The organism is Streptomyces sp. GLSS-08 (assembly GCF_056387915.1).
Window position 1 is genome coordinate 1 of sequence record NZ_JBWJAQ010000021.1, and the last position, 16216, is coordinate 16216.

The 16216-nt window shown below is 71.6% G+C and carries 10 protein-coding genes and 3 pseudogenes; 2 read left to right on the plus strand and 11 right to left on the minus strand.

Annotation, left to right across the window (positions count from 1 at the left end; translation table 11 throughout):
- From AC0ZLC_RS28560 to tkt, 5 genes and pseudogenes are all read right to left on the minus strand, one after another.
- Positions 1 to 334 (minus strand): annotated as a pseudogene (locus AC0ZLC_RS28560) (glucose-6-phosphate isomerase); the annotation flags it as partial.
- Complete coding sequence (gene opcA, locus AC0ZLC_RS28565) at positions 327 to 1262, minus strand: glucose-6-phosphate dehydrogenase assembly protein OpcA (protein ID WP_476754838.1); 936 nt, start codon at positions 1260 to 1262, stop codon at positions 327 to 329. The gene opcA and the pseudogene AC0ZLC_RS28560, both read right to left, overlap by 8 nt.
- Positions 1259 to 3007 (minus strand): glucose-6-phosphate dehydrogenase, encoded by a 1749-nt coding sequence (gene zwf, locus AC0ZLC_RS28570; RefSeq protein WP_476754839.1) that lies wholly within the window; start codon positions 3005 to 3007, stop codon positions 1259 to 1261. Before zwf ends, opcA begins: the two co-directional genes overlap by 4 nt.
- Positions 3004 to 4149 carry a transaldolase gene (gene tal, locus AC0ZLC_RS28575; protein WP_476754840.1) on the minus strand — a complete coding sequence of 382 codons (1146 nt, stop codon included), beginning with the start codon at positions 4147 to 4149 and terminating at the stop codon, positions 3004 to 3006. Before tal ends, zwf begins: the two co-directional genes overlap by 4 nt.
- 19 nt (positions 4150 to 4168) lie before the next feature.
- On the minus strand, positions 4169 to 6244 hold the full coding sequence (gene tkt, locus AC0ZLC_RS28580) for a transketolase (RefSeq protein ID WP_476754841.1): 2076 nt from the start codon (positions 6242 to 6244) through the stop codon (positions 4169 to 4171).
- Positions 6245 to 6389: 145 nt separating this feature from the next.
- On the opposite strand from tkt, the gene AC0ZLC_RS28585 reads away from it, so the two are divergent.
- Positions 6390 to 7289 (plus strand): helix-turn-helix transcriptional regulator, encoded by a 900-nt coding sequence (locus tag AC0ZLC_RS28585; protein ID WP_476754842.1) that lies wholly within the window; start codon positions 6390 to 6392, stop codon positions 7287 to 7289.
- 53 nt (positions 7290 to 7342) lie between these two features.
- On the opposite strand, the gene AC0ZLC_RS28590 is transcribed toward AC0ZLC_RS28585, so the two are convergent.
- The 3 genes and pseudogenes from AC0ZLC_RS28590 to AC0ZLC_RS28600 all read right to left on the minus strand — a co-directional run.
- Positions 7343 to 8743, minus strand: a complete 1401-nt coding sequence (locus tag AC0ZLC_RS28590; RefSeq protein WP_476754843.1) for a glycoside hydrolase family 16 protein — start codon at positions 8741 to 8743, stop codon at positions 7343 to 7345.
- Positions 8744 to 8941: 198 nt separating this feature from the next.
- Positions 8942 to 10774, minus strand: coding sequence for an AMP-dependent synthetase/ligase (locus tag AC0ZLC_RS28595; protein ID WP_476754844.1), 1833 nt, complete (start codon positions 10772 to 10774; stop codon positions 8942 to 8944).
- Between the two features lie 326 nt (positions 10775 to 11100).
- Positions 11101 to 11274, minus strand: a pseudogene (locus AC0ZLC_RS28600) (IclR family transcriptional regulator domain-containing protein); the annotation flags it as partial.
- Positions 11275 to 11507: 233 nt separating this feature from the next.
- Between AC0ZLC_RS28600 and AC0ZLC_RS28605 the strand changes: the two are divergent.
- Positions 11508 to 12845, plus strand: coding sequence for a 6-phospho-beta-glucosidase (locus tag AC0ZLC_RS28605; protein WP_476754845.1), 1338 nt, complete (start codon positions 11508 to 11510; stop codon positions 12843 to 12845).
- 62 nt (positions 12846 to 12907) lie between these two features.
- Here the strand turns inward: AC0ZLC_RS28605 and AC0ZLC_RS28610 are convergent, their stop codons facing one another.
- From AC0ZLC_RS28610 to AC0ZLC_RS28620, 3 genes and pseudogenes are all read right to left on the minus strand, one after another.
- Entirely contained in the window at positions 12908 to 14593 is a 1686-nt protein-coding gene (locus tag AC0ZLC_RS28610) for a carbohydrate binding domain-containing protein (RefSeq protein ID WP_476754846.1), read from the minus strand.
- A 152-nt stretch (positions 14594 to 14745) separates the two neighbouring features.
- Positions 14746 to 14885, minus strand: a pseudogene (locus tag AC0ZLC_RS28615) (short-chain dehydrogenase); the annotation flags it as partial.
- 77 nt (positions 14886 to 14962) lie between these two features.
- On the minus strand, positions 14963 to 16126 hold the full coding sequence (locus AC0ZLC_RS28620; RefSeq protein ID WP_476754847.1) for an ATP-grasp domain-containing protein: 1164 nt from the start codon (positions 16124 to 16126) through the stop codon (positions 14963 to 14965).
- Positions 16127 to 16216 lie beyond the last annotated feature (90 nt).

Sequence of the window (16216 nt, forward strand, 5' to 3'; positions counted from 1 at the left end):
CCTCGACCACCGCGTCCCGCGGGGCGCGCAGCGCGGTGTGCAGCACCGCCCGGTCCTCGGTGACGTTGATCTTCTCACCGCGGAACATGGCGTCCCGCTGCCCGAACACGCCGGTGGCCGCGGCCAGTTCCTGGAGCAGCGCCAGGGTCTCGTCCGTGATCAGGTGCTTGGAGTAGTCGATGCGCAGGTCGCCGACGCGCACGGTGTAGCGGTCCGCACGTCCGGGATCCGCGGCGAACAGCTCACGCAGCTGCGGGTGGAGCAACTCCTGGGCGCGGTGGTCCTCCAGCGCCGTCCACTGCGGACGGTGCGTGAGCTTGGGAAAGTCAGACATGGGTGGGAATCTCCTCGGTGCCCTCGCCCCGCAGGGCGACGGCGTACATCTCGTCCGCGTCGAGGCGCCGCAGTTCCTCGGCGATCAGTTCGGAGGTGCTGCGCACCTTCAGCGCGAGGGTGCGCGGGGGCTGGCCGGGCAGTGTCAGGGTGGCCATCGGGCCCTCGGGCCGGTCGATGACAATCTCGCCGCTGTCGGTGCCCAGGCGGACGGCGGTGACGACGGGGCCCGCGCTGACGACACGCTCGACGGAGACCGCGAGGCGGGCCTCGAGCCAGCGGGCGAGCAGCTCGGCGCTCGGGTTCTCGGCCTCGCTCTCGACGGTGGCCGAGGTCACCTTCGTCCGGGCCTGGTCGAGCGCGGCGGCCAGCATCGAGCGCCACGGCGTCAGCCGGGTCCACGCCAGGTCGGTGTCGCCGGGCGCGTACGCGGCGGCACGGGCCTCCAGCGCGGTGAGCGGTGTCTCGACCGCGTACATGTCGGTGATCCGGCGCGCGGCGAGGGCGCCCAGCGGGTCCTTGACGGGGATCTGGGGCGCGTCCACCGGCCACCAGACGACGACCGGCGCGTCGGGCAGCAGCAGCGGCAGGACCACCGAGTCGGCGTGGTCGGACACCTCGCCGTACAGACGCAGCACGATGGTCTCGCCGGTGCCGGCGTCGGCGCCCACGCGGACCTCGGCGTCCAGGTGCGAGTTGGTGCGGTCGCGCGGCGTCCTGGCGTGCCGCTTGATGACGACCAGGGTGCGCGAGGGGTGCTCGCGCGACGCCTCCTCGGCCGCCTTGATGGAGTCGTAGGCGTTCTCCTCGTCGGTCACGATGACCATCGTGAGGACCATGCCCACGGCCGGGGTGCCGATGGCGCGGCGACCCTGCACGAGTGCCTTGTTGATCTTGCTTGCCGTGGTGTCGGTCAGGTCGATCTTCATGGCCTGCGCCAGCTCCGTCCGTCTCGTGCGAGCATCTCGTCGGCTTCCTTCGGGCCCCAGGTGCCCGAGGCGTACTGTGCGGGCCTGCCGTGCGTGGCCCAGTAGCCCTCGATCGGGTCGAGGATCTTCCAGGACTCCTCCACCTCCTGATGGCGGGGGAAGAGGTTGGCGTCGCCGAGCAGGACGTCCAGGATCAGCCGTTCGTACGCCTCCGGGCTGGACTCCGTGAAGGACTCGCCGTAGGCGAAGTCCATCGACACGTCCCGGATCTCCATCGACGTACCCGGCACCTTCGATCCGAAGCGCACCGTCATGCCCTCGTCGGGCTGGACGCGGAAGACGATCGCGTTCGCGCCGAGTTCCTCGGTGGCCGTCGAGTCGAACGGGGAGTGCGGGGCGCGCTGGAAGACCACCGCGATCTCCGTCACCCGGCGGCCGAGCCGTTTGCCGGTCCTGAGGTAGAAGGGGACGCCCGCCCAACGGCGGTTGTCGACCTGGAGTTTGACGGCCGCGTAGGTGTCGGTCGTCGACTTCGGGTCGATGCCGTCCTCCTGCAGATAGCCGGGCACCCGCTCACCGCCCTGCCAGCTGGCCGCGTACTGACCGCGCACGGTGTGCTCGCCCAGGTTTTCCGGCAGCTTGACGGCCCGAAGGACCTTCAGCTTCTCGGCGAGCAGCGACTCGGCGTCGAAGGCGGCCGGCTCCTCCATGGCGGTCAGCGCCATCAGCTGGAGCAGGTGGTTCTGGATCACGTCGCGGGCGGAGCCGATGCCGTCGTAGTAGCCGGCCCGTCCGCCGATGCCGATGTCCTCGGCCATCGTGATCTGCACGTGGTCGACGTAGCTGCGGTTCCAGACCGGCTCGTACATCTGGTTGGCGAAGCGCAGCGCCAGGATGTTCTGGACGGTCTCCTTGCCCAGGTAGTGGTCGATACGGAACACCTGGTCCGGGTCGAACACCTCGTGCACGATCGCGTTCAGCTCACGCGCGCTCGCCAGGTCGTGGCCGAACGGCTTCTCGATGACCGCGCGCCGCCAGGAACCCTCGGGTGCGTCCGCGAGCCCGTGCTTCTTCAGCTGCTTGACGACCTTCGGGAAGAACTTCGGCGGTACGGAGAGATAGAACGCGTAGTTGCCGCTGGTGCCGCGGGAGGCGTCCAACTCCGCGACGGCGGAGCGCAGTTGCTTGAACGCCGTGTCGTCGTCGAAGTCGCCCGGGATGAAGCGCATGCCCTCGGCGAGCTGCTGCCAGACCTCCTCGCGGAACTCCGTACGGGCGTGTTCACGCACGGAGTCGTGCACCACCTGCGCGAAGTCCTGGTCCTCCCACTCGCGCCGGGCGAACCCGAGGAGCGAGAAACCCGGCGGCAGCAGACCGCGGTTGGCGAGGTCGTAGACGGCCGGCATCAGCTTCTTGCGGGAGAGGTCGCCGGTGACGCCGAAGATGACCAGACCCGAAGGACCGGCGATGCGGGGCAGCCGGCGGTCCTGGGGATGGCGCAGCGGGTTCTCCCAGTCGGACTCGGCGCCGGACACGCCGAGGGCCCCGGCGAGGTCCGCCGACGCGTCGCCGTCGCCCCCGGCCCCGTCCGCGGCGGTCCCGTCCTTCGGCTTCGCCGTCGCGGCCCCGGCCCGCTTCGCCGGGGCATCCGGCTTCGCCGCGCCGCTCTTCGCGTCGTCGGCGGGAGAGGGCGACGTCCCGTCGGCCTCCCGGTCCGCCGTGCTACCGGTGGGCTTCTCGCTCATGACTTCTCAACTCCCCTGCGGTCCAGCGACGTCGCCACGGCCTCCAGCAGGTCCTGCCAGGCGGCCTCGAACTTCGCGACGCCCTCGTCCTCCAGCTGCCCGACGACCTCGTCGTAGGAGATGCCGAGGTTCTCGACGGCCGCCAGGTCGGCGCGCGCCCGGTCGTAGCCGCCGGTCACCGTGTCGCCGTGGATGTCACCGTGGTCGCCGGCCGCCCTGAGCGTGGCCTCCGGCATGGTGTTGACCGTGCCCGGCGCGACCAGCTCGTCGACGTACAGCGTGTCCTTGTACGCCGGGTCCTTGACCCCGGTCGAGGCCCACAGGGGGCGCTGCCTGTTGGCCCCCGCGGAGTCGAGAGCGGTCCAGCGGCCGCCGCCGAACACCTCCTCGTACGCCTCGTAGGCGAGACGCGCGTTGGCGAGCGCCGCCCGGCCCTTGAGGGCCAGGGCCTCGTCCGTGCCGACCTTCGCCAGCCGCTTGTCGATCTCGCTGTCCACGCGGGACACGAAGAAGGAGGCCACGGAGTGGATGCCGGACAGGTCGATGCCCGCGTCCCGCGCCTTCTCCAGGCCGGCCAGGTAGGCGTCCATGACCTTGCGGTAGCGCTCCAGAGAGAAGATCAGCGTCACGTTCACGCTGATGCCGAGGCCGATGACCTCGGTGATCGCCGGGAGGCCGGCCTCGGTCGCCGGAATCTTGATCATGACGTTCGGGCGGTCGACCAGCCAGGCGAGCTGCTTGGCCTCGGCGACGGTCGCCTCGGTGCGGTGCGCGAGGCGGGGGTCGACCTCGATGGACACCCGTCCGTCGCGGCCACCCGTCGCGTCGTACACGGGCCGCAGGACGTCGGCGGCGGCGCGTACGTCCTGCGTGGTCATCATGCGGACGGCCTCTTCGACCGTGACGCCGCGCACGGCGAGGTCGGCGAGCTGCTCCTCGTATCCCTCTCCGGAGCCGATGGCGGCCTGGAAGATCGAGGGGTTGGTGGTGACGCCCACCACATGCTGGTGTGCCACGAGTTCGGCGAGGTTGCCGGACGTGATCCGCTTGCGCGACAGGTCGTCCAGCCAGATGGAGACGCCCTCGCCGGAGAGGCGCTCCAGGGCTCCCGCGGCTGCGGTTGCTTCGGTCACAGTGATCATCTTCTTTCTTGCGCTCGGATCAACCACGCGCTGCGGCGAGGGATTCCCGCGCGGCGGAGGCGACGTTCTCGGCGGTGAAGCCGTACTCGGCGAAGAGGGTCTCGGCGTCGGCGGAGGCGCCGAAGTGCTCCAGGGAGACGATGCGTCCCGCGTCACCCACGTACCGGTACCAGGTCAGGCCGATGCCGGCCTCGACCGCCACGCGGGCCTTCACCGAGGGCGGCAGGACCCGCTCGCGGTACTCCGCGGGCTGCTCCTGGAACCACTCGACGCACGGCATCGACACCACCCGGGTGCCCACGCCCTCGGCCTCCAGCCGCTCGCGCGCCTCGACGGCCACGTGCACCTCGGACCCGGTGGCGATCAGGATGACGTCCGGCGTCCCCGTGGACGACTCCCGCAGGACGTAGCCGCCCCTGGCGGTGTCCTCGTCGGGCTCGTACACCGGCACGCCCTGGCGGGTGAGGGCGAGGCCGTGCGGGGCGGGACCGGTGGCGTGCCGCCTGAGGATCTCGCGCCAGGCGATCGTGGTCTCGTTGGCGTCCGCCGGGCGGACGACGTTCAGGCCGGGGATCGCGCGCAGCGACGCCAGGTGCTCGACCGGCTGGTGGGTGGGGCCGTCCTCGCCGAGGCCGATGGAGTCGTGCGTCCACACGTACGTCACCGGAAGCTGCATGAGGGCGGACAGGCGTACGGCGTTGCGCATGTAGTCGGAGAACACCAGGAAGGTGCCGCCGTAGACGCGGGTGTTGCCGTGCAGCGCGATGCCGTTCATCTCCGCGGCCATGGAGTGCTCGCGGATGCCGAAGTGCACCGTGCGGCCGTAGGGGTCGGCCTCCGGCAGCGGGTTGCCCGCCGGCAGGAAGGAACTGGTCTTGTCTATCGTGGTGTTGTTCGAGCCGGCGAGGTCGGCGGAGCCGCCCCACAGCTCGGGGATGACCGGGCCGAGTGCCTGGAGCACCTTGCCGGACGCGGCACGCGTGGCGACGGACGTGCCGGCCTCGAAGACCGGCAGCGCGCTCTCCCAGTCCTCGGGGAGCTGGCCCGAAAGGACCCGGTCGAAGAGCCTGGCGCGCTCGGGCTGCGCCCTACGCCATTCGGCGATCTGCTTGTCCCAGGCGGCGTGGGCCTCGGCGCCCCGGTCCAGGGCCTGACGGGCGTGGGCCAGGACCTCCGGTTCCACCTGGAACGTCTGCTCCGGGTCGAAGCCGAGGACGCGCTTGGTGGCCGCGACCTCCTCGGCGCCGAGCGCCGAGCCGTGCGCGGCCTCGGTGTTCTGCGCGTTCGGGGCGGGCCAGGCGATGATCGTGCGCATCGCGATGATCGAGGGGCGCCCGGTCTCGGCCTGCGCCTCCTCGAGCGCCGTGTGCAGCGCGTGGACGTCGATGTCGCCGTCCGCGCCGGGCTCGATCCGCCGCACGTGCCAGCCGTACGCCTCGTACCGCTTGAGGACGTCCTCGGAGAAGGCCGTGGCGGTGTCACCCTCGATCGAGATGTGGTTGTCGTCGTAGACGAAGACCAGATTGCCGAGCTTCTGGTGGCCCGCCAGGGATGACGCCTCCGCGGAGATGCCCTCCTGGAGGTCGCCGTCCGAGACGATCGCCCAGACGGTGTGGTCGAAGGGGGACTCGCCCTCCGGGGCCTCGGGGTCGAACAGTCCGCGCTCGTAGCGGGCGGCCATCGCCATGCCCACGGCGTTCGCGACACCCTGGCCGAGGGGGCCGGTGGTGGTCTCGACACCCGCCGTGTGCCCGTACTCCGGGTGACCGGGCGTCTTCGAACCGTGCGTGCGGAAGGCCTTCAGGTCGTCGAGGCCGAGCTCGTAGCCCGAGAGGAAGAGCTGGGTGTACAGGGTCAGCGACGTGTGACCGGGGGAGAGCACGAAGCGGTCGCGGCCCGTCCACTCCGGGTCGGCGGGGTCATGCCGCATCACCTTCTGAAAGAGGGTGTACGCCGCCGGAGCCAGGCTCATCGCGGTGCCGGGGTGTCCGTTTCCGACCTGCTGTACGGCATCGGCCGCCAGAATGCGGGCGGTGTCGACGGCACGCCGGTCGAGTTCGGTCCATTCGAGACTGTCGAACGTCTGCGTGCTCATCTTCAAGAAGTCCTTTGATGGGCGGAAAAACTGCTCGGACGTGTTCAACCTTAAAAGTCTGACTTTTGCTGGGGAAGGTGCCTCTGTGTCAGCCTTCGGTGAAAGTGGGACAGCGAGTGCGGGACCGAGTCGACGTGAGAGGGACATGGCGGACAGAACATCCCAGGGCGGCAGCCGGGGGCAGGAGGGGATCAAGACCTTTCCTTTCCCCGTCGACCTGAGCGTCTCCGGTGTCGGTATGCAGGTGGGACCGATGGGCACCTCTCGCACCTGGCACGCGGACGCACCGCTGGACCGCGTGCACCGCATCGATTTCCACGTCGTCATGCTGTTCCACGAAGGTCCCGTCCGACACATGATCGACTTCGCCGAGTACGAGGCCGCCGCGGGTGAGCTGCTCTGGATCCGTCCCGGCCAGGTCCACCGCTTCTCCCGTACCAACGGGTACCGCGGGACCGTGCTGACCATGCAACCGGGTTTTCTGCCGCGCGCCACGGTCGAGGCCACCGGGCTCTACCGCTACGACCAGCCCCCGCTGCTGCGGCCCGACGCGGCGCGGTTCGCCGCCCTTGAGCACTCCCTCGCCCAGCTGGAGCGCGAGTACGTCGACACCGTCACCCTGCCGCCTGGCCTGCGTACTTCGGTGCTGCGGCACTCCCTGACGGCGTTCCTGCTCCGGCTGGCCCACCTGGCGGAGACCTCGGCCGGGGCGGCGCAGGAGCGGGGCGACACCACGTTCACCCGGTTCCGGGACGCGGTGGAGCGGGGCTTCGCCACCAATCACAGCGTCAGCGCGTACGCCGACGCGCTCGGTTACTCCCGCCGCACCCTGGTGCGCGCGGTGCGGGCGGCGACCGGCGAGACACCGAAGGGCTTCATCGACAAGCGGGTGACGCTGGAGGCCAAGCGGCTCCTCGCCCACACGGACATGCCGATCGGCCGCGTCGGCGCCGCCGTCGGTTTCCCGGACGCCGCCAACTTCTCCAAGTTCTTCCACCAGCACACGGACCTGACCCCGGCGCAGTTCCGGCTGGAGCTGCGCTGAAGGGGCGGGCCTGCCGGCCCGCCCCTTCCCTGTCCGCCGGTGGTCTCCTCCCGTCAGTGGCCGAAGTCGAACCAGTTGACGTTCACGAAGTCGGCCGGCTGGCCGCTGCTGAAGGTCAGATAGACGTCGTGGGTGCCGGTGACGCCGGTGATGTTCGCCGGGACCGTCCGCCAGCTCTGCCAGCCGCCCGTGCTGCCCACCGCGAAGCTGCCGACGGGAGCGCTCGTACGGCTGTCCAGGCGCACCTCGACCAGGCCGCTGACGCCGCCCGCCGCACCGCTCGCCACCCGGCCGTAGAACTGCCTGGCCGCCGTGGAGCCGAAGTTGACTCCCTTGAAGAGCGCCCAGTCGCCGTTGCCGATCGCGCTGATGTTCTGCCCGCCGCCCGAGTCGGTGGTCGACTCGGTGCTCACGCCGCCCTGGCCGTCGTAGGACTCGGCCTGGATCGCGCTGTACGCGTCACGGCTGCCGGACGGCGGCGGCGTCGTGCCGCCCCCGCCCGCGGCCCGGAGGACCTGCACGTAGTCGACGACCATCGGGTGGCCCGGCTCGGTTCCGCCGTCCGGGCCGCCTCCGAAGGCGTCGGGGAAGCCGCCGCCCATGGCCACGTTCAGGATGATGAAGTAGCCGTGGTTCGTGGCGTTCGTCCAGGTCGTGGCGTCGACCTGATTCGCCTTGACCGTGTGGAAGTTGACGCCGTCGAGGTAGAAGCGCATCTCCTCGACGCTCGCGGACCTGTCCCACTCGACGGCGTACGTGTGGAACCCCGCCTGGCAGGTCGCCCCCGTGCACGGGGTGTTGCCGCCGATGCCCGAGGTCTCGTTGCACGGGCCGCCCGGCGAGGTGCCGCAGTGCATCGTGGCCCACTCGGTGTTGAGCCCCTGGACGTTCTCCATGATGTCCAGCTCGCCGACGCCCGGCCAGTTCCAGTAGTTGCCCCGGAAGGGGGAGCCGAGCATCCAGAACGCCGGCCAGTAACCCTTGGCGGCAGGGCCGGTCACGTTCGGCATCTGAATGCGGGCCTCGACACGCAGCTTGCCGCCCGCGGGCGGCTGGAAGTCGGTGCGTCTGGTCTCGACGCGGCCCGACGTCCAGTGGCCGGACGCGTCGCGCCGCGGGGTGATCCGCAGATTGCCGGAGCCGTCGAGCGAGACGTTGTCGGTGCTGCTGGTCATCGTCTCGATCTCGCCGGTACCGAAGTTGGCGGGACCGCCGGGGTAGCTGGTGCCCGTCGTGTACTGCCAGTCGGTCGTGTTGACGCCGCTGCCGGCGGGGCCGGTGAAGTCGTCGACGAAGACCTGGGACCAGCCGGAGGGGGGCGGCGGAGCGGACGCGTTCGCGGGAAGGGTGGCGGCCGTGGCGGCGGCGGCCGCCAGGCTGAGGGTGCTGAACACGGCGATGAGAGCGCGCCGCAGTGGGGCGCGTCTGCCGGGTGTGCCGGACGTTTCACTCATGGGGGTGCCCTCTTCGGGTGCGGAGTGAGGTGTGCGGGTGGTTTTTGAGAGCGCTCTCACAGCAGCTGCGCGGCCAATGTGCTCTCCGGCACCCCGGCCGTCAAGAGGTCAAGCCGAGAAAGTCCGTGCGGGGACCGGGAGTTCAGGGTGTGAAGGCGGAGGCCCGCCCGGCGGCGACGCGGTGCGCGGGAGGCGGGTTCAGTCCTTGTAGAGACCTTCCAGCGCCGCCGCGTACCTGTCGCGGATGACACGGCGGCGCATCTTCAAGGACGGGGTCAGCTCACCGGTCGCAGGACCCCACTCCTCGGCGAGCAGTTCGTACCGTTTGACCTGCTCGGTCCGGTTCAGGCGGGAGTTGGCGGCGGCGACCGCGCGGTCCACCTCGGCGCGCACGGCGGGATGTCCGGCGAGGGCGGCCGGGTCCGTCCCGGTGCCGATGCCGTGGGCCGCCGCCCAGGCCGGCGCCGCCTCCGGGTCCAGCACGAGCAGGGCCACCAGGTAGGAGTGGTGGTCGCCGTGCACGAGGGCCTGCCCGATCAACGGGTGCTCCTTGAGGGCGTTCTCCACCAGTGCGGGTGAGACGTTCTTCCCCGTCGAGGTGATGATCATCTCCTTCTTGCGGTCCGTGATCCAGACGTATCCGTCCTCGTCGACGCGGCCTATGTCACCGGTGCGCAGCCAGCCCTCGTCGTCCACGGCGGGCGCCACCGCCCCGTCCTCCCGGAGGTAGCCGGCGAAGACGGACTCCCCGCGCACCTCCAGCTCGCCGTCCTCGGCGACCCTGACCTCCACCGAAGGCACGGGGCGCCCCACGGAGCCCAGCCGGAAGCCGCTGTGCGGGCTGTTCGCGGTGGCCACGCCCGCCGTCTCGGTCATCCCCCAGGCGTCCATGACGACGATGCCGAAACCCGCCCAGAAACGCACCACGTCGATCGGCATGGGTGCCGAGGCGCTGGCCGCCCAGGTGACCCGGTCAAGACCGCCGGCGGCCAGCAGCGGCACCAGTACCCGCTCGCGGGCCTGCGCGTAGGCCGCGGCGAGTCCGGCGGGCGGCTCCTCGCCGCGCTCCCGGCAGGCGACGTGGTCCCGCGCCACCCGCATGGCCTGTGCGACGGCGTCCTGCTGCTCGCCGGGCAGGGCCGCGAGCCCGGTCCGCACGGTCGTGGCCAGCTTCTCCCAGATCCTCGGCACCCCGAAGAACTGGGCGGGACGCACCGCGCGCACGGCCTCGGCGACGCGCTGCGGATCGGGGCACAGGTAGACGTGGGAGACCCGGTGACAGGGCACGTAGATGCTCAGCATCCGTTCCGCGATGTGGGCGAACGGCAGATAGCTGATGTGCTCGACGTACGGCGGGAGTTCGACGACCCCGTCGATGGCGCGGGCGTTCGCCAGCACCTGCCGGTGGGTGAGCACCACGCCCTTGGGTTCGCCGGTGGTGCCGGAGGTGTACACGACGGTGACCGGGTCGTCGAGGCGCGACGCGTCGAGCGACGTGCCGAAGTGCTCCGGCGCCGGCTCCTCGGACAGGGCGGAGTACGGCAGGTGGGCGCCCTCGCCCCCGGGCTCCACCACGACCAGCCGGGTGAGCGGTGTGTCCTCGTCGTCCAGCAGCGCCGTCCACCGGGCGGCCTCGGCGGCGCCCTCCACGACGGCCACGGAGGCACGGCAGTTGCGGGCGATGTGCGCCAGCTGGGGCTCCGCGGAGGTGCCGTAGACCGTGACCGGCACCGCGCCCAGGCGCACCAGCGCGAGGTCGGACAGCCAGTGCTCGGGCCGGTTGGCCATCATCAGCAGCACGTGGTCGCCCCGGCCGACGCCCAGCGCGGCGTATCCCGCCGCGAGGCGCGTGGTGCGCTCCCGTACCCCGGCCCAGTCCAGGGTGTTCCACTCGTCGGCGCCGGGCTCCCGCCAGGACAGGGCCGGCCGGCCCGGATGGAGCCGGGCGTTGCGTTCCACGAGTTGGGGCAGGGTCCGCGGCTCGGCAGGATCCCCGGCTGCGGCTGCGGCTGTGCGCGTGGCGTGCGTCATGACGGCCTCCTGGCAGGCTGCGGCGGATCGTCGGCAACTCACTTGGCGCTCGCTCGGACAGTAGGAGCGGCGTCGGGGGCGGTCAACGAGCGGGGGGCCGAACCGCGTGGGGGAGAGGCCGGATGACGCCGGTCCCCGCCGCGCATTCCAGCGGGCGTCGTGTGTTCCGTGGCCGGGGCGGCGCAGAGGCCGGCCGGGTGTGTCCGGGGTGTCGCTGCGGGGCAGGGCCCGCGTGCTGTCACGCGCCGCGCGTTCCGCGGCCGGGGTGCGCGGGTCAGGGGCGTGTGTCCGGGACGGAGTGCCGCCCCAACGCCTCCTGGAAGGTCGTCGCCGTGCGCGAGGAGCGCGAGCCCGGCGCCCGTCGCGTGCAGCGGCCGGCGGGCGCCCACCCGAATGCGTACACCGACCGCGGAGCGTCCCGAGATCCTCTCGATCTGCACGACCTCCGAGCCGTCCCGGACTGGCGGCTGGACGTTCTCGTGCCTCGCTTCGTACAGGTCCCTCCGGCACCGTGCGCGGCGCGCGGCACCGCCCGCCCTGCGGTCCTGTGCCCGGCTGCCCCTGCCCGCCGACCAGTCACGTTCGCTGCGACGGACCGTGAGAAGCTCCGGGACCGGGAGGCGTCCGGCGTGATAGAGACGAACACGCCGGCCGACGCACCGACGCGGTACGCCGCGGCGACAGCGGGCGTACGGGAGATCGTGGCAGGACAGCCGGGGAAGGCAGGAGTGGCGTGAAGCTGACGATTCTGGGTGGCGGCGGGTTCCGGGTGCCGCTCGTGTACGGGGCGCTCCTCGCAGACCGGGCCGAGGGCCGCGTCACCCATGTCGTGCTGCACGACGTGGACGCGGAACGGCTCTCGGCGGTGGCCCGGGTCCTCGCCGAGCAGGCGGCAGGGCAGCCGGGCGCCCCCGTGGTGACCGTCACCACCGACCTCGACGACGCCCTGCGCGGCGCCGACTTCGTCTTCTCCGCGATCCGCGTCGGCGGCCTCGAAGGGCGGGCGGCGGACGAACGCGTCGCCCTCGGGGAGGGAGTCCTCGGCCAGGAGACGGTGGGCGCCGGGGGCATCGCGTACGGCCTGCGCACCGTGCCGGTCGCGGCCGACATCGCGCGGCGCGTGGCCCGGCTCGCCCCCGACGCCTGGGTCATCAACTTCACCAACCCCGCGGGACTGGTCACGGAGGCCATGTCACGGCACCTCGGCGACCGGGTGATCGGCATCTGCGACTCCCCGGTCGGCCTCGGCCGCCGTATCGCCCGCGTGCTCGGCGCGAACCCCCGCGAGGCCTGGATCGACTACGTCGGCCTCAACCACCTGGGCTGGGTACGGGGTCTGCGCGTCGCGGGCCGGGACGAGCTCCCGCGCCTGCTCGCCGACCCCGGGCTGCTCGGTTCCTTCGAGGAGGGCAGGCTCTTCGGCGCCGACTGGCTCCGGTCCCTGGGCGCCGTCCCGAACGAGTACCTGCACTACTACTACTTCAACCGCGAGACCGTACGGGCCTACCAGGCGGCGAAGAAGACCCGCGGCGCCTTCCTGCGCGACCAGCAGGCCGCCTTCTACGAGGAGATGCGGCGCCCCGGTGCCGCGGCGCTGACGGCCTGGGACCGCACGCGCGCCGAGCGCGAGGCGACGTACATGGCGGAGAACCGGGACGCGGCGGGCGCCGGCGAGCGCGAGGCGGACGACCTGTCGGGCGGCTACGAGAAGGTCGCCCTCGCCCTGATGCGGGCCGTCGCCCGCGACGAGCGCACCACGCTGATCCTGAACGTCCGCAACCGCGGCACCCTCGCCGTCCTGGACGCCGAGGCCGTCATCGAGGTGCCGTGCCTGGTCGACGCCAACGGCGCGCACCCCGTCGCCGTGGACCCGCTCCCGTACCACGCCACCGGTCTGGTGTGCGCGGTCAAGGCGGTCGAGCGCGAGGTCCTCGCCGCCGCGGAGTCGGGCTCCCGCACCACCGCCGTCAAGGCCTTCGCCCTGCACCCCCTGGTCGACTCGGTGAACGTCGCCCACCGGCTGGTCACGGGCTACACGGCGGCGCATCCGGGGCTCGCCTACCTGAAGTAGCCGTGGCCGGACGTGCGCGTGGGGGTACCGGCCGGCGGCTCGGTACCCCCACGAGGGGAGCGTCAGCCGGTGAACCCGGCCGTGATGGAGGTGAACTGCCAGTCGGTCTGGCTGATGCCCGAGCAGTTGCTCGTCACGCCGCCGCCGGGGCAGGGGCGGTCGCGGTTGACCGACCAGAAGGCGAGGCGGGCGATGTGGTGCGAGTTCGCCCAGTCGCGGATCTGACTCCACATCGCCGGAGTGGTGTTCTCCTGCTGGTCGCTCAGGCCGTTCATCCCGGAGATGCCGATGTGGGAGTAGGCCGTCGCGTCGTCCCAGCCGAAGGTCGACCTGAGCTTGGTCTTCAGGCCTTCGGCCGCGCCCACCGTGCTGCCGTACATGTCGGATCCGCCGCCGAAGTCGAACGGCATGATCGTGAAGACGTCGATCCCGGCGTCGAGCGCCTTGGCCTGCTCGATGAGCCGGTTGCCCCAGTACGTCGGACCGGTCGTCGTGGTGCCGAACGTGATGATCGTGCGCAGGCCCGGGTTGTTCGCCTTGACGGTCTTCAGGGCGGTGAGGATGCGGTCCTGGACAGCGGCGTTCTCGAACTCGTCGGTGTTCTCGATGTCCATGTCGATCGCCTTGAGGCTGTAGGCGTCGATCACCTTCTGCAGCGCCGCGGCGAGCGCGCTCGCCGAGGAGCAGTTGGCGCCGAGCTTGCTGCCCGACCAGCCGCCGAACGACGGGACGATGTCACCGCCCGCGGACCGGATGGAGTTGATGACGCTCTGGTCGTTGCCCCCGGTGAGGGGACGGCTGCCGTCCCAGGCGGGGTTGCAGCCGCCCTGGTCGAGCACGAACGCCATCGTGTACCACTTGATGCCCGTCGAGCTCATCACGGAGGTCGCGCTCGGCGGATCGCCCCAGCCGAGGTAGAGGTAGGGCGCCGCCTGCTTGAAGCCGGTGCCGCCGCCCCCGCCCGCGTCGGTCGTCACGCTCACCGCGTTGGACGCGCCCGAGGTGTTCCCCGCCGCGTCGCGCGCCTTGACCGTGAAGGTGTAGGCCGTGCTGGGCGAGAGCCCGCTGACCGTCGCGCTGGTGCCGGAGACGGTGAGCACCTGGTTCGAGCCGCTGTAGACGTCGTACGCCGTCACGCCGACGTTGTCCGTCGACGCGCTCCAGGCGAGGGACACGCTCGACGAGGTCTTGCCCGTGGACCGCAGGCTCGCCGGAGCCGACGGCGCCTGCGCGTCCGAGCCGCCGCCGCCGGGGCCGTCCAGGCTGATGTCGTCGGCGTAGTAGGTGCCCTGGCCGTACCAGCCGTGGGTGTAGATCTTGGCGCTGGTCTGCGAGGCGCCGGTGGTGAAGGACAGGGCCAGCTGGCTGTAGCCGGCGGCGGAGGACGTCCACGTCGAGGCGCCGCCGTCCACACCCAGATAGACGTAGCTGCCGCGCACCCACGCCGAGAGGCTGTACGTGGTGTTCGGCTGGACGGAGACGGTCTGGGTGCACTTGGCGTTGTCGCTCGAACTCGCGGCCCCCGCAAGGGCCTTGGAGCCGCCGTGCACGGGACTGGAGACGACCGAACCCAGGTTGCCCGTGCAGGTCCAGGGGGAGAGGCCGCCCGACTCGAAGCCGGGATTGGTCAGGACGTTGGCCGCCTGGGCCGTACCGGGCAGAGCGACCGCCCCGGTCATGGCCAGGGCGGCGGTGCCGAGCAGGGCGAGGAGGCGGCGTCTGGAACGCCGGAACAGTGTGATGCGCACGCGATCTCCCTGGGGAAATGGGGGTGTTCGGGAGTGCAGGGTGGTGCAGGGGAGTGCGCAACCAAGTTGGTATGGACCAATGCGACTGTCAAGGGGTGGGCCCGGAATTGGTCCAGACCGGTTGTTGCGGTTCGGTTTCGGTGCTGCCGGTTTCAGGACCAGGCGATCGCCCCGTGACGGGAAACGAGGCGTCCGGTGCCGGCGCCGGGCTCCTCGGTGGCGAGGGCGACGATCGCGTCCGTGCCCTCGGTGACGTCTGGGGGCCGCTGTGACCGTTGAGGTCGGTCGCGGTGAGCCGGCCCACGCGCCTCGATGATCTGGATCGAGGACCTCACCCGGACCACCCAAGGAGCACAACCACATACCTGCCTAGGCGGGCGCCGTCGCGGTGGTCGCCGCGTCCTGCGGGGCAGCCGGGGAGCCCAGGGAGGCCGGGGGCACCTGAGACGTCGGCGAAGGCACCGCGGGCAGTGGCTGAGCCGGGGTGTTCGTCCGCTGCCGCGGCAGCGAGAGCGGGCGCAACGGCCGCGGACCCGAGACCACCGTGTAGTCCTGCGCGAGCCGCGCGGGCATCAGGTCGCCCGGCTCCTCGCCGAGCGCCAACTGCACGGCCGCCCAGGGGGCGTTGACACCACACTGCGCGAGCTGGTGCAGCCCGCCCGCCGGACGTGTGTTGACGTCCATGAGGACGGGCTCGTCCCCGAACATCCGGAACTGGATGTTCGTCAGGTAGTGCAGTTCGAACGCCTCGGCGACCCGCCGGGCCGGTCCGGTCCACGACGGGTGGAGCGTGAAGCCGCGGCGCCGCCCGTTCTTGGTGCGGCCCACGGCCATCCGTACCCGGCCGTCGGGTCCGGTGAGGCAGTCCACGGACACCTCCGGCTCCCCCAGGAGCGGCATCACCAGCCAGTCCACCGGCTGCTCGGCCCGCCGCACCGCCTCCACGACCATGTCGAGCGGCACGTGCGCGCCGGGGAAGCCGTCGAGGTGCCTGAGCGAGAACGGTTCGCGGGTGACGACGCGGAAGCCCACCCCGCCCGCGCCCACCGCGGGCTTGAAGCACGCCTGGTGGCCGTCGGCCTCCAACGAGTCGACCGCCGCGAGGAGTTCCTCCGCCGTGCGCACCCGCCACCACGGCGGCACCGGCACCCCCTGCGCCTGTACGGCCTCGTACGCCGTCACCTTGTCGTGGAAGACGGACACGGCCTCGGCGGGCGGCGCGAGCAGGGCCGTACCGAGCGCCGCGAACTCCGCGCGGTGCGCCACGATCTCCGCCTGGTGCAGGACGGGCACGAACACGTCGATGCCGTGCCGCGCGCACTGGTCCAGCGCGTACTCGACGTACGCGGCCCGGGAGAGTCCCTCCGGCTCCAGCGCGGCGGTGTCGGCCGCGGCCAGGAGAGGGGAGTCGGCGTCGCCGTGCGTGACACGGATCTCGACCGGCCGGTCGTGCGGATTGCGCCGCAACTGATCCATGAAGAACACGTTCTCCGCGTACGTGCGGTTGAGCCAGACGCGTACGCGAGAGGCCATGCAGGCCACCTTTCAGGGTGCGCGGGCACGGCGGAGCGGGCCGGGCCCGGCCGAGGGTAGAGGGAGGTACACCGAGCGCCGTACGCCGAA

Excerpts from the sequence above, each read along its gene's own strand:
- tal (WP_476754840.1), bottom strand. The coding sequence starts at position 4,149 with ATGATCACTGTGACCGAAGCAACCGCAGCCGCGGGAGCCCTGGAGCGC.
- opcA (WP_476754838.1), bottom strand. The coding sequence starts at position 1,262 with ATGAAGATCGACCTGACCGACACCACGGCAAGCAAGATCAACAAGGCA.
- AC0ZLC_RS28595 (WP_476754844.1), bottom strand. The coding sequence starts at position 10,774 with ATGACGCACGCCACGCGCACAGCCGCAGCCGCAGCCGGGGATCCTGCC.
- tkt (WP_476754841.1), bottom strand. The coding sequence starts at position 6,244 with ATGAGCACGCAGACGTTCGACAGTCTCGAATGGACCGAACTCGACCGG.
- zwf (WP_476754839.1), bottom strand. The coding sequence starts at position 3,007 with ATGAGCGAGAAGCCCACCGGTAGCACGGCGGACCGGGAGGCCGACGGG.
- AC0ZLC_RS28585 (WP_476754842.1), top strand. The coding sequence starts at position 6,390 with ATGGCGGACAGAACATCCCAGGGCGGCAGCCGGGGGCAGGAGGGGATC.
- AC0ZLC_RS28590 (WP_476754843.1), bottom strand. The coding sequence starts at position 8,743 with ATGAGTGAAACGTCCGGCACACCCGGCAGACGCGCCCCACTGCGGCGC.
- AC0ZLC_RS28620 (WP_476754847.1), bottom strand. The coding sequence starts at position 16,126 with ATGGCCTCTCGCGTACGCGTCTGGCTCAACCGCACGTACGCGGAGAAC.